At 66.9% G+C, this 13,038-nt stretch carries 10 protein-coding genes; 6 read left to right on the top strand and 4 right to left on the bottom strand.

The features are described 5' to 3' along the window. Positions 1–270 precede the first annotated feature (270 nt). The 5 genes from DFO47_RS16475 (at position 271) to DFO47_RS16455 (ending at position 7,401) form a co-directional block, all read left to right on the top strand. Positions 271–1,254 (top strand): ABC transporter permease, encoded by a 984-nt coding sequence (locus DFO47_RS16475; RefSeq protein ID WP_133832356.1) that lies wholly within the window; start codon positions 271–273, stop codon positions 1,252–1,254. Positions 1,255–1,256: 2 nt separating this feature from the next. After that, on the top strand, positions 1,257–2,246 hold the full coding sequence (locus DFO47_RS16470; RefSeq protein WP_018763682.1) for an ABC transporter permease: 990 nt from the start codon (positions 1,257–1,259) through the stop codon (positions 2,244–2,246). Next, on the top strand, positions 2,243–4,480 hold the full coding sequence (locus tag DFO47_RS16465; RefSeq protein ID WP_133832355.1) for an ABC transporter ATP-binding protein: 2,238 nt from the start codon (positions 2,243–2,245) through the stop codon (positions 4,478–4,480). Before DFO47_RS16470 ends, DFO47_RS16465 begins: the two co-directional genes overlap by 4 nt. A 51-nt stretch (positions 4,481–4,531) precedes the next feature. Beyond that, a complete protein-coding gene (locus DFO47_RS16460; protein WP_133832354.1) occupies positions 4,532–6,247 on the top strand; it encodes an ABC transporter family substrate-binding protein in 1,716 nt (571 codons plus the stop codon). Between the two features lie 92 nt (positions 6,248–6,339). Further along, the gene (locus DFO47_RS16455; protein ID WP_133832353.1) at positions 6,340–7,401 is read left to right on the top strand and encodes a Gfo/Idh/MocA family oxidoreductase; all 1,062 of its coding nucleotides are present in this window, start codon (positions 6,340–6,342) and stop codon (positions 7,399–7,401) included. Between the two features lie 70 nt (positions 7,402–7,471). Here the strand turns inward: DFO47_RS16455 and ald are convergent, their stop codons facing one another. Then, positions 7,472–8,590, bottom strand: a complete 1,119-nt coding sequence (gene ald, locus DFO47_RS16450; protein WP_133832433.1) for an alanine dehydrogenase — start codon at positions 8,588–8,590, stop codon at positions 7,472–7,474. Positions 8,591–8,823: 233 nt separating this feature from the next. Here ald and DFO47_RS16445 point away from each other — a divergent pair, with 233 nt between their 5' ends. After that, complete coding sequence (locus DFO47_RS16445) at positions 8,824–10,044, top strand: PucR family transcriptional regulator (RefSeq protein ID WP_133832352.1); 1,221 nt, start codon at positions 8,824–8,826, stop codon at positions 10,042–10,044. A gap of 16 nt (positions 10,045–10,060) precedes the next feature. Here DFO47_RS16445 and DFO47_RS16440 read toward each other — a convergent pair whose 3' ends face one another. From DFO47_RS16440 to ptsP, 3 genes are read right to left on the bottom strand one after another with little or no spacing between them, the layout of a single operon-like run. Continuing rightward, the gene (locus DFO47_RS16440) at positions 10,061–10,876 is read right to left on the bottom strand and encodes an alpha/beta hydrolase (RefSeq protein WP_243835512.1); all 816 of its coding nucleotides are present in this window, start codon (positions 10,874–10,876) and stop codon (positions 10,061–10,063) included. Beyond that, positions 10,876–11,298: a helix-turn-helix domain-containing protein gene (locus DFO47_RS16435; protein WP_133832351.1), complete on the bottom strand. Its 423-nt coding sequence runs from the start codon at positions 11,296–11,298 to the stop codon at positions 10,876–10,878. The genes DFO47_RS16440 and DFO47_RS16435 overlap by 1 nt, the downstream gene beginning before the upstream one ends. A 54-nt stretch (positions 11,299–11,352) precedes the next feature. Further along, entirely contained in the window at positions 11,353–13,038 is a 1,686-nt protein-coding gene (gene ptsP, locus DFO47_RS16430) for a phosphoenolpyruvate--protein phosphotransferase (RefSeq protein WP_133832350.1), read from the bottom strand.

The raw sequence follows: 13,038 nt of genomic DNA, 5'->3' as shown, positions 1-13,038 counted from the left end.
GGGATTACTGCGCTTTCCGGCTGATGGCTTGTGATAGTTTCCTCTGGAATGTGACCCGCAACATAGTCCACCAGGGCGTGCCGTAGAGGCGGCGGGAGGCCAGCTATCCGCTGGCCGCAGGTCCCGGGGAGGCCGGCACAACCCGTGCTCGCCCGGGGAAGACGGAAGGATCCAGCAGTGATGGTTGATGTGGGCGGCATGGCATACCAGCGGACACCGGAGTGTTTTTCGATTCACCGCACGGCGGCGCCGCGGAAGAAATAGCGCCCCATGCTCAAATACCTCGCCAAGCGCGGCATTACCTACGTGGTGATGATCTTCCTCACCACGTCCGCCGGCTACTTCCTGGCTGTCAGTTCACTCAAGCCGGCACTCCTCGAGCAGGAACGCATCCCCCGGCCCACCCCCGAACAGGTCGCCAACTCCATGCGGCTCAAGGGCCTGGACCCGGACCTCAGCCCGTGGGAGCGCTACGTTGACTGGCTCACCGGCATCGTCACCCGGTGGGACTGGGGCCGGAGCCCCAACGGCGCGTACATCAACGCCGAATTCGGGGACCGCGTCTGGATTTCCACCCGCCTTTTCCTGGCCTCGATCATCCTGACCCTGGTTATTGGCGTCGCCCTGGGCGTGTACTCGGCGGCGCGGCAGTACAAGTTCCAGGACCGGGTCATCACGTCCTACAGCTACCTCGCCTACATCGTGCCCGCACCCATCGCCTACTTCCTGGTGCAGCTGGGTGCCATCAACATCAACGAATCCGTCGGTGACCGGATCTTCTTCGTCACGGGCATCTCAACCCCGGGTGTTGCACCCGGCTGGCCCCAGTTCGCCGACCTGATGGCGCACTACGTGGTGCCCACGGTGGCCATCACCCTCGTGGGCTGGGGCGCCTACCAGATCGCCCAGCGGCAGTACCTGCTGGACAACGTCAACGCCGATTTTGTCCGCACCGCCCGGGCCAAGGGCCTGAGCCGGAACCAGGCGATCGCGCGGCACGCGCTGCGGGTTTCCTTCATTCCGGTGGCCCAGAGCATCGCCTTCACCATTCCGGCCATCTTCGCCGGCGGTTTCTTCGCCGAGAAGATCTTCGCGTGGCCCGGCGTGGGGTCCTGGAGCATTGACGCCATCTCACTGCAGGACGTCAATGCCGCCACCGCCACGCTCGCTTACGGTTCAGTGATCTTCGCCTTGGGCGCCATCCTGGCGGACTTCGCCACCACGCTTGTCGACCCGAGAGTGCGGGTGCAGTAGCCATGACCAACCTGAACGCCGTTGACCCGGCAGCCGTGGCGCAGGACGCGCACTTGGAAAGCGCGGACGTCGTCATTGGCAAGTCCACCATCATCATCCGCCGGTTCCTGCGCAATAAGACTGCCGTGACGGGCTTGGCCATCTTCGTAGCCCTGACCGTCTTCTCGTTCATCGGGGGCTTCTTCACCCAGTGGGACAAGGAAACCATCGACCCCTTCAACATCGGGATGCCGCCCTCCGGCGAGCACTACCTTGGCACCTCGCAGGCGGGGATCGATCTCTACGCCATGACAGTCGAAGGAACCAGGATCTCCATCCTGATCGGCCTGGTGGTGGGCCTGGTGTCGGTGCTGATCGCCGCCGTCTACGGCTGCAGCATGGCCTACTTCGGGGGCAAGGTGGACAAAGTCATGCTGTTCATCCTGGAAGCACTGATCATGATGCCGGCGCTCCTGGTGGTTGCCGTTGCCACCAGCGGGGGCGGGGCGGGACTGAAACGCGACCTGCCGTCCTGGCTGCTGCTGATCATCGTCCTGCTCGTGTTCAGCTGGATGGGAACCGCCAGGCTGATCCGGTCCATGTCCATGTCCCTCATGCAGCGCGACTTCGTCAAGGCGGCCCAGTACATGGGCGTCCCGCCGCGCCGGATCGTTTGGCGGCACCTGGTGCCCAACATCGGCTCGCTGCTGATCCTGGACATCACCCGCGGCGTCACCGCAGCCATCCTGGCCGAGGTCGCCTTCTCCTTCATCGGCATCGGCATCAAAGTCCCCGACGTGAGCCTGGGCGTGCTGATCGGCCAGGCCACCTCCCAGGTCTCAACCTTCCCGTGGATGTTCTGGGTTCCGTTGACCGTGATGTTCCTGCTGACCGGCTCCCTGGCCATGATGAACGACGGCCTGCGCGACGCCTTTGACCCCAGCTCCACTTCCAGCGGCAAAGCCAAAAAAGCCAAAGCCCGGACTATCCGTGCGGAGAAGAAGACGCCATGAGCAGCGAAACCACCACCGGAGCCACGGACCCGTCGCAGTCGACCGTGGAGCGCCTGCACGTGGCAGGGCTGCACGCCCCCGGGGACGCCGTCCTGTCAGTCCGGGACCTGAACGTGCGGTTCAATACCGAAAACGGTGTTGTGCATGCCGTCCGCGGTATCGATTTCGACCTGCTGCCCGGCCGCACCCTGGGAATCGTGGGGGAATCGGGCTCCGGCAAATCGGTCACGTCCCTGGCCATCATGGGCTTGCTCGCGCCGACGGCCGAGGTCACCGGATCTGTCCGGCTCAAGGGCCGGGAGTTGCTCGGGCTGAGCGACAAGGCCATGTGCGAATACCGCGGCAACGAGCTCGCGATGGTCTTCCAGGACCCGTTGTCATCCCTCACCCCGGTGTTCACCGTGGGCACCCAGATCATCGAAGCACTCACCATCCACAACCCCACGATGAGCAAGAAGGCCAAGGAAGCCCGCGCCGTCGAACTCCTGGCCATGGTGGGAATCCCCAGCCCCAAGGACCGGCTGAAGGCCTTTCCGCACGAATTCTCCGGCGGCATGCGCCAGCGCGTCATGATCGCGATCGCGATCGCCAACAACCCGCGCGTCCTGATCGCGGACGAGCCGACGACGGCACTGGACGTCACCATCCAGGCCCAGGTCCTCGAGGTGCTGCACAAGGCGCAGGAGGAGACCGGCGCCGCCGTCGTCATGATCACCCACGACCTGGGCGTGGTGGCCGGAATGGCCGACGACATCATGGTCATGTACGCGGGCAAGCCGGTGGAAACCGGGGCCGTGGACCACATCTACTACAACCCGCGGATGCCCTACACCATGGGCCTGCTCGGCGCCGTCCCGCGCGTGGACGTGGCCGAGAAATCCTCGCTCGTGCCCATCGAGGGGATGCCGCCGAACCTCCTGCAGGCCCCCACCGGCTGCTCGTTCGCGCCCCGCTGCCCGCTGGCGTCGGACGCCTGCCTTGACGGCGAACCCGCCCTGGCACCCGTGGCCGACGACGGACTGCACCGCGCCGCCTGCATCAAGTCCGACTCCCTGGGCGGGACGGTGGACGTGCACGATGTCTTCGCCGCCCCGCCGGTACCGGTCTCCCGTTTTGACGCCATCCCGCGTGCTGAACGGGCCACCGTCCTGCAACTCACGGACGTCCGCAAGCACTTCCCGCTGACCAGGGGCGCCCTGATCAAGCGCAGGATTGGCACCGTCAAGGCGGTGGACGGCCTGAGCTTCGACATCCGCGAGGGCGAATGCTTCTCCATCGTGGGCGAGTCCGGCTCGGGAAAGACCACCACCCTCCTGGAAATCATGGAATTCCACCCGGACCAGGACGGCGAGGTGGTGATCGGCGGCCTGAGCAACAAGCAGGCGGCCGATGCCAAGACCAAGGGCAAGATGCGCCGCGAACTGCAGATGGTCTTCCAGGACCCCACAGGTGCCCTGGACCCGCGCTTCACGGTCTACGAGGTCCTGGCCGAACCACTGCAGAACGCGGGCCTGGACCGGGCGGCCATCAAGAAGCGGATCATGGAGCTGATGAAGCTCGTGGGCCTGCAGCCGGACCACGTCAACCGGTTCCCCAACCAGTTCTCCGGTGGCCAGCGGCAGCGGATCGGGATCGCCCGGGCCCTGGCCGTGAATCCCAAGCTGGTGGTCCTGGATGAACCCGTCTCCGCATTGGACGTATCGGTCCAGGCCGGCGTCATCAACCTCCTGGACCAGCTCCGCGCCGAACTGGGCCTGAGCTACCTGCTGGTGGCCCACGACCTGTCGGTAGTGCGCCACATTTCCAACCGCGTGGCCGTGATGTACCTCGGGAAGATCGTGGAGATCGGGGCTGTGGACCGGGTGTTCGACAACCCCCGCCACCCCTACACCCGTGCCCTCCTGTCCGCCATCCCGGTACCCGATCCGCACCTGGAACGGACCCGCGAACGCATCATCCTCCAAGGCGACCTGCCCTCCCCGCTGCAAGCCCCCAAAGGCTGCAACTTCGCCACCCGCTGCCCGGTCTTCGCCGCGCTGCCGCCCGCGAAGCAGGAAAAATGCCTCACCCTCGAACCGCTCCTGGAAGCCGCGGCACCCTCGGCGGCCGTGCAGGTCCTGCAACAGGCTCCCGTGCCCGTGCCGGACCAACAGTTCGCCTGCTTCTATCCGGACGGGGAAATTGATGAGGACATGCTGGTGGTCCATGAACCGGCGGACCACCTTGCACCCTAGGATTTTTTCGACCCACCCGCACCACCACTCGCACCAATCGAAGGGAAAACCATGAGGAAACTGAACAGGATCGGCGGGGCAGCAGCCATTGCTGCCGCCCTGACGCTGACGGCCTGCGGAGGTGGCGGTGCCAGCGGCCCCGAAACAGCCAAGGGGCAGGAGGCAGGCAGCGACCTGTCCAAGCTGATCAGCATCAACGAGAAACCGGCAGCCGACCTCCAGCAGGGCGGCAAGGTCACCCTGCCGCTGGGCAATATCGGCCCGGACTTCAACGGCTTCTCCAACAACGGAAACAGCGCTGACAACTCTGCCCTGCAGATTCCCATGAACCCGGTCGCCATGAACAGCGGCGGCATTGGTGGCTGCTGGAAGGTGGACTTCAAGGGCAAGGTCACCCCGAACCCCGATTTCTGCGAGTCGGTGAAGAGCGAGGTGAAGGACGGCAAGCAGACCATCACCATCGAGGTCAACCCCAAGGCCACGTACAACGACGGCACCCCGATTGACGTCAAGGCCTTCAAGAACACCTGGAATATCCTCAAGAGCGCGGACGCCGGCTACGACATTGTCAGCTCCGGAGCCTACGAGTTCGTGGATTCCGTTGAGGCCGGCAGCAGCGACAAGGAAGTCATCGTCAAGACGTCCCGCCCGGTATTCCCGGTCGATTCGCTGTTCTTCGGCCTGATCCACCCCGCCGTGAACACCCCGGAGATCTTCAACGAAGGCTTCAACGGCAACATGCACCCGGAGTGGATGGCCGGCCCCTTCAAGCTGGACCAGTACGACACCGCGGCCAAGACCGTGACCCTGGTTCCGAACGACAAGTGGTGGGGCCAGAAGCCGGTCCTGGCCAACGTGACCTTCCGCCAGCTGGAGACCAGCGCACAGATCGCGGCGTTCAAGAACGGTGAGATCGATGCCATGTCCGCCAACACCATCTCGCTGTACAAGCAGCTGGACGGCACCAAGGATTCAGACATCCGCCGCGGCCAGCGCCTCTTTGCCGGCGGCCTGAACCTCAACGCCCAGCGCATCACCGACGTCAACGTCCGCAAGGCCATCTTCGCCGCCGTGGACCGCGAAGCACTCCGCAAGGTCCGCTTCAACGGCCTGAACTGGGAAGAGCCCAGCTCCGGTTCCATGATGCTGCTGCCGTTCTCCGAGTACTACCAGGACAACTACCCGGTCAAGGAAACCGGCCCCGACGCCGCCAAGAAGGTCCTCACCGACGCCGGCTATACCGCCAACGCCAGTGGCGTCATGGAGAAGGACGGCAAGCCCGCCTCCTTCAAGATCAGCAACTTCGGTGACGATCCCACCACACTGGCCGTGGCCCAGACCCTGCAGAAGCAGCTCCAGGCCGGCGGCATGGATGTGGGCATCGACCAGCGCGCCTCCGCCGACTTCGGCAAGGTCCTGGGCAGCCGCGAGTTCGACCTGAGCATCTCCGGCTACACCGTGGGCCCGGATGCCACCGACGCCGTCAAGCAGTACTACGACTCCAAGGTCAACGAGAACAAGCTGGGCGACGCCGACCTGGACAAGAAGATCGCCGACCTCGCCTCCATCGAGGACAACGCAGCGCGCAACAAGGCTGCCATGGACGTGGAGAAGGAGCACATGGCGAAGTACTACTCCATGGGCGTGGTCTTCAACGGCCCGCAGATCTCCTTCGTCCGCACCGGCCTGGCCAACTACGGCCCGTCGCTCTTCCAGAGCACCTCGCAGGTCCCGGACTGGACCACCATCGGCTGGGAAAAGAAGTAACCCACCGCGGTCCAACCAAAAAGCCGGCACCCCTGGTTCACCAGGGGTGCCGGCCCGTTTAACGCTGCGCGCTCCGCGGTAGCGTAGCTTCCATGACTGGAGCTGAAGGCGACCCCCGCACCATCCGCACCGCCGTCGTCGGCTACGGGCTGGCAGGGAGCGTGTTCCACGGCCCGTTGCTGGCAGCCAACGGCAACTATTCGCTGGACCTCATTGCCACGTCCGACGCCGGGCGGCAGGCGGCTGCCGCATCCCGGCTGCCGGGGGCGGACGTGGTGCGCGACGGCGCCGCTGTCCTTGGGCGGGCAGCTGACCTTGACCTGGTGGTATTGGCGACGCCGCCGGACACGCACTATCCGCTGGCCAAGGCGGCCCTGGAGGCTGGACTGGACGTGGTGGTGGACAAACCGTTCACGGTGACCCGCGCGCAGGGGCAGGACCTGGTTGAGGTGGCCCGGCAGCGGGGCAGGGTATTGACGGTGTTCCACAACCGGCGGTGGGACGGTGATTTCCTGACCCTGCGGAAACTGCTGGCTGCCCGGTCCCTGGGTGAGGTGACACGCTTCGAGTCCCGGTTCGAGCGCTGGCAGCCCACCATCGCCAAGCCGTGGAAAGCACGGGCCACGGCCGCGGACGGGGGAGGGGCACTGTTCGACCTTGGCAGCCACCTGGTGGACCAGGCGCTGCAGTTGTTCGGTCCCGCCACGGTGGCCCACGCCGAGCTGTCGGCGCGCCGGTCCGATGAGCGCGCGGACGATGACGTCTTCCTGGTCCTGCGGCACGAATCGGGCGTTACCAGCCACTTGGCCATGAACATGCTGTGCGCGCAGCAGGAGCCGCGCTTCCGGGTGCTTGGTTCGGTGGGCGGGTACACGAAAAACGGCGTGGACCCCCAGGAGCCCTACCTTGCCGCCGGCGGCAGCCCCCTGGACGCCGCGTACGGGCAGGAAGCGCCCGAGTGGGCCGGGCTGCTGGGCCGTGACGGCCACCTGGACCGACTCCCCACGGAACGGGGGAACTACCCGGAGTTCTACCGGATCCTGGCGGACAAGATCCTCGACGGCGGCGTCAGCTCGCCGTTGCCGGCTCCCGTAGACCCGGAAGACGCTGTCGAGGTCCTAAGAATCATTGAAAAGGCACGCGAACTGGCTTAAACGCGTCGATTGCTCCGTAGATGCCGTTTGAGGGTTCAAAAGGACAAGTACGGAGCAATCGATGAAGGGCTTAGGCGGAAACCAGGTCGTGCCAGTCGGCGACGAGCGGCAGGTTGTGCGCCTCGGACACCGAGTGGTGTGCCACGTGGCCGGCGGCGATGTTGAGGCCGGCGGCCAGTGCGGGGTCGCGGTCGAACGCGGCCTTGACGCCCAGGTTGGCCAGGGACACGGCGTAGCGCAGGGTGACGTTGGTCAGTGCGTACGTCGAGGTGTTGGGCACGGCGCCGGGCATGTTGGCCACGCAGTAGAAGATGGTGTTGTGCACCTTGTAGGTGGGTTCCTGGTGCGTGGTGGGGTGCGTGTCCTCGAAGCAGCCGCCCTGGTCCACGGCGATGTCCACCAGGACAGAACCGGGCTTCATCCGTGCCACGAGGTCGTTGGTGACCAGCTTGGGAGCCTTGGCGCCGGGGATCAGCACGGAGCCGATCACCAGGTCGGCGTCCACTACTGACTTTTCGATCTCGTACTTGTTGGAGGCGACCGTCTTCAGCCGGCCCTGGTACTGGGCGTCGAGTTCGCGGAGCCGGTTGATGTTGATGTCCAGGATGGTCACGTCGGCGCCCAGGCCCAGGGCCATGGCGGCGGCGTTGGTTCCGGCCACGCCGGCGCCCAGGACAACCACCTTGGCGGGGCGGACGCCCGGGACGCCGCCCAGCAGCACGCCCTTGCCGCCGGCGGGTGCCATCAGCGAGGTGGCGCCCACCTGGACGGACAGGCGTCCGGCCACCTCGGACATCGGGGCCAGCAGCGGCAGCGTGCGGCCTTCCTGCACGGTCTCGTAGGCGATCGCGGTGACGCCGGAGTTGATGAGTTCCTGCGTCAGTTCCGGCTCTGCTGCGAGGTGCAGGTAGGTGAACAGGATCAGGCCCTTGCGGAAGCGGTGGTACTCGGCCTTCACCGGTTCCTTGACCTTCATGACCATGTCGGCGCGGGACCAGACGTCGTCTGCCTCATTGACGATCTCGGCGCCCGCGATCGCGTATTCCTCGTCGGTGATGCCCGAGCCCAGGCCGGCCCCGCGCTCCACCAGGACGGTGTGGCCGTGGGTGCGGAACTCGTGGACGCCGGCAGCGGTGATCGCTACGCGGAATTCGTTGTTCTTGATCTCTTTGGGGACGCCGATGATCATCGTCTGCTCCAAGGTGTGGTCCCGGCGGGCCGGGAAAGTGGAAGGATTTTCGTGTTTCAACGATAAATCCGCCAGTGAGCCAGGCGACATGGGCGGGGGTGAGGCCGGCCGGCGCAGGCGCGTGATTCCGGGGTTTTTGCCGTGGCAGGCTCGACAACTGTCGACTCCTGAAGCGTCAGGTGTCGCCTCGTGTTGGTTCGTGGGTCCGCCTGCGCAGGCAGTAGTGTGAGCCCATGCAGCAGCAGGGTGTGGAGCAACTCGTAGAACAGGTGGCACAGAAGCTTGGCCGCGGCCTATCCCTGGAGGACCTGGACGGCCTGCTGCTTGCCTACAGCTCCAACCAGTCCCACGCAGACCGAGTCCGGGTGAATTTCCTGCTGAGCAAGAAGGTCCCGGCGGATGTCAGCGCCTGGCAGCTCTCCCACGGGATCGCCACCGCCGTCCGGCCGGTGGTGATTCCGGGCAATCCGGACCTGGGCATGCTTGGCCGGGTCTGCGTCCCGCTGATGGTCCGGGGCTTCCGCGTCGGCTATCTGTGGGTGCAGCAGGACTCGGCAGAGGAAAGCCCGACGGCGATCCTCACCCAGTTGCCCGGCGTCAACCATGAGCTCGAGCTGCTTTCGGGGCTCCTGCTCGACTCGAACACGGCGGAATCAGAATTCCGGCGGGGCCGGGAGCGCGAGTTCCTGGCAGCCTGCGCCGGTGAACCCAACGCGGTGGCGGCGGTGGCGGGCTGGAAGGAAGTCCAGGGCCGCGGCCCCTGGCAGATGGTCACCATCCTCGACGCGGACGGCTGGGCCAGCGGGCCGGACCCCATCGCATCGGCCCTGATCCACCGTTCTACGGCGCTGCAGGCAACGGTGGGTGTGGATGCGGCCCTCTTCAGTGCCGGCACCGAAACCCATTCGGTGGTGCTGTTCCGCGAATCGACGGGCAGGGCCAACCACGCCCAGGTGCTGGTGCACTACCAGCTGGAGCTGGCCAAGCGCTCCGGCCGGCCGGTCCACCGGATCATCCTGGGCATCAGCGAGGGGTTCGCCAGGACGCGCCAGCTCGCGGAGGCCTACCGGCAGTCCCGGCTGGCAGCCCAGGCGGCCGCCGTCGACCCGCAGCTGGGCGAACTCGTGGACTGCCGCGCCACCGGCGTCTACCAGCTGCTCGCGTCGGCCGGCGGGGGAGTGGGTGCGTGGGCGGACTCCGGGTCCGTGTACTTCCGGATGCTTGAGGACCACGACCGCAACGGCGAGCTCATCCCCGTCCTGGAGCTGGTGTATGACAATGACGGCTCCGTCCAGGACGTGGCAACCCGGCTCCACTTGCACCGCAGCAGCATCTACAACCGGCTGGGGCGGATCCGTCAACTGCTGGGGGTGGACCCGCTGAAGGGCTTGCCGCGGCTGGAACTGCACGCCGCGCTCAAGATGCGGCGCTGGGCGGCAAGGCCCAGGATCTGACGCCAGGGAATCCCGGTTAGCGGGAGGGTGCCCCGACGAAGGACCGGATGGCCTCCGCAACCTGCCGCGGGCGCACATGCTGGACCACGTGGCCTGCCTGCGGTATTTCCACGAAACTTCCCTGCGGCACGGCCTGGGCGAGCCGGATGCACCACTCCGGCCCGGCCACCTGGTCATGGTTGCCGCGCAGGACCAGGACGGGCACATTGATGCCGGCCAGCCGCCGCTCCGTGGGGTAACCCATCATCACCGGCACTTCAGTGAGATACCAGCGCGGCCCGCAGCGGAAGTAGTCGGTGACCACAATCCAGTTGGATGAGGCACTTTCCCGGAGCAGCGCGTCCAGGAAGAGGGCCACTCCCTGCCGCGGGACGCTCCGGTGCCGGGAATCCACCACGGGTCCCATCAGGACCAGCCGGCGTGCCCGCTCCGGTGCGTAGAGCGCGGCCTCGATGGTGAACTGCACGCCCATCGAGTGTCCGACGAGGATGTAGGAGTCGATGCCGCTTGCCTTCAGTGTCTGGGCGATGAACGCGCCGTAGTCCTCCGCGGAGAGCTGCCTGCCGGGCCGGGGGGTGCCGGCGAAACCCGGCAGGTCAAGGGAGTAGGTGGGGGCGCCGGCCAGTTCGCCGTGCAAACGGCGAAGGTAGCGGTGGGAGACGCCGATGCCGTGAATGAGGACATAGGCCGGTCCGGCCGGGTTGCCTGCAGCGTCCCGCCCGGGTGCGGGCGTACCGTCAGCCCAGAACAACCTCCCCGTCAAACCATTGGCGGCCACCTCCGCAGAGCGCAGGCCGGCGTCTTTCCGGCGCAGGCCTTGGGGAAACCGCACTACTCCGCCTCGCCGGCGCGGCCGCCGGCGGCCTTGTCCTGCTTGCGCTTCCGGTCCTCAAGCTTCTGGTGCTCCAGCCATGCAAGGATGTCGGCCTGCCGGATCCTGCGGTGCGAGCCGCGGTACTCCACCGGGATCTCGCCGCGGTCGGTCATGTTGCGCAGGTACGTGTGCGAGATCCCCGCAAGTTCCGCGGCCTGGGAGGTGGTCAGCATTTCCTCCACGCTGCTCACAGTCACCGTTTCGCCGCGGCCCAGCCGTGCCAGGAGATCCACGACGGCGTCCCGTGCCTGCGCGGGCAGCCGGTGGACGGTGCCGTCAACGAAGACGGTGATGTCGTTGCTGTCCTCCAGGGCGCGCGCAAGGCTGCCGGCCTCGCCTGCGGGCAGGCCGGCCGTAACGCGGGTGGCTATCAATGCCATGGACGTAGCCTATCCCGCGTCCGGCTGCCGTCAGGCGAGGCCGGTTCCTCCGGATCAGAGCCCCAGTTCCTCCAGGACCGGCAGTTTCTCCCGGACCCATGCCCGGGCTTCCGTTGCGCTCGGCGCGGAGAGGGCAAGTTTTGCCAGTTCCTGGGCCTCGGAGAGCGTCACCGTCTTCAGCACGGCGGCCACCGCGGCGAGCGAGCGGGCCGTCATGGACAGGGTGGTCACGCCAAGCCCGGTGAGGACGACGGCGAGGGCGGGGTCCGCGGCAGCCTCACCGCAGACACCCACGGGCTTGTTGTGGCCTTCGGCCCTGGACCCTTCAACCGTGAGCCCGACGAGGCGCAGGACCGCGGGCTGCCACGGGGTGTTCAGGTTGGCCAGGGGGCCGAGCTGGCGGTCGGCGGCCATGGCGTACTGGGTGAGGTCGTTGGTGCCCAGGCTGGCGAAGCCCACTTCGCGGAGGATCGCTTCGGCGGTGAGGGCGGCGGAGGGGACCTCCACCATGACGCCGGGGGTCTTGATGCCGGCGTCCGCGCACATGGAGGCGAAGCGCGCGGCTTCCTCGGCGGTGGAGATCATGGGGGCCATGACCCAGACGTCGGCCTCGGACTGCTGCTGGGCCAGTGCGATGGCTTCCAGCTGCCGGTCCAGGACGCCGGGGGTGGTGAAGTCGGTGCGGTAGCCGCGGACCCCCAGGGCCGGGTTGGGTTCCGTGGAGTCGGTCAGGAAGGGCAGGGGCTTGTCGGCGCCGGCGTCCAGTGTGCGCAGGACCACTTTCTTGCCGGGGAACGCGTCGAAGACGCTCTTGTAGGCAGCTGCCTGCTCTTCGACGCTGGGTTCGGTGTCGCGTTCCAGGAAGCAGAACTCGGTGCGGAACAAGCCCACACCCTGGGCTCCGAGCTTCGCAGCGGCCTCGGCGTCCTTGCCGCCGCCCACGTTGGCGAGCAGCGGCACCTCGTGGCCGTCCGCCGTCGTGCCCGTGCCGTTGAATTCTGCCAGCAGCGACGCCGTGGCAGCCCAGGCCTCGGCTGTCGCCCGGAGGGTCTCGTCCGGTTCCGAGGTGATGTTGCCGGCAGCGCCGTCGACGTACACCTCGGTGCCGTCCGCGAGTTCGTCAACGCCGACGGCGGCAACGACTGCCGGCAGGCCCAGGGACCGGGCGATGATGGCCGTGTGGGACTGCGGGCCACCTCCAGCGGTGACCAGCGCCAAGACCTTGTTGGGGTCCAGCGTGGCGGTGTCGGCCGGCGCCAGGTCCTCGGCCACCAGGACGAATGGGGTGTTGGAGGCGGGGATGCCGGGGGCGGGAACCCCGCGGAGCTCCGCGACGATCCGGGCACGGACGTCCAGGACGTCGGTGGCGCGTTCGGCCATGTAGCCGCCCAGGTTGTGCAGCATCTCGGAAACCGAGGAGCCGGATTCCCAGATGGCGCGTTCAGCGGAGGTCCCGCGCGCCACAAGCTTGGCCGCGCCCTTGATCAGCATGGTGTCCTTGGCCATCAACGCAGTGGCTTCCAGGACGGCCTTGCCGTCACCCACGGCATGGGTGGCCCGGTCCTTCAGTTCGTCGTGCACGGCCTGGGCCGCGGCCTTCAGTGCTGCAGTCGCTTCCTCGGCAGTGGTGCCGGCCGCCAGCTGCTCGCCGGCGGGCGGCTCGCTGATTGGTTTGGGCATCTGGCGGATGGTGCCGATGACGCGGCCCGGACTGACGCCTACTCCTGGGAAGTTCTGCAC

It is taken from the genome of Arthrobacter sp. AG258, assembly GCF_004364695.1.
Classification (GTDB): Bacteria; Actinomycetota; Actinomycetes; order Actinomycetales; family Micrococcaceae; genus Arthrobacter.
The sequence above is the reverse complement of the archived record's forward strand: the minus strand, read 5'-3'. Positions and strand labels throughout refer to the sequence as shown.

Coding starts and splice junctions, on each gene's coding strand:
- DFO47_RS16445 (WP_133832352.1), top strand. CDS start 8,824: ATGCAGCAGCAGGGTGTGGAGCAACTCGTAGAACAGGTGGCACAGAAG.
- DFO47_RS16475 (WP_133832356.1), top strand. CDS start 271: ATGCTCAAATACCTCGCCAAGCGCGGCATTACCTACGTGGTGATGATC.
- DFO47_RS16435 (WP_133832351.1), bottom strand. CDS start 11,298: ATGGCATTGATAGCCACCCGCGTTACGGCCGGCCTGCCCGCAGGCGAG.
- ald (WP_133832433.1), bottom strand. CDS start 8,590: ATGATCATCGGCGTCCCCAAAGAGATCAAGAACAACGAATTCCGCGTA.
- DFO47_RS16460 (WP_133832354.1), top strand. CDS start 4,532: ATGAGGAAACTGAACAGGATCGGCGGGGCAGCAGCCATTGCTGCCGCC.
- DFO47_RS16465 (WP_133832355.1), top strand. CDS start 2,243: ATGAGCAGCGAAACCACCACCGGAGCCACGGACCCGTCGCAGTCGACC.
- DFO47_RS16455 (WP_133832353.1), top strand. CDS start 6,340: ATGACTGGAGCTGAAGGCGACCCCCGCACCATCCGCACCGCCGTCGTC.
- DFO47_RS16470 (WP_018763682.1), top strand. CDS start 1,257: ATGACCAACCTGAACGCCGTTGACCCGGCAGCCGTGGCGCAGGACGCG.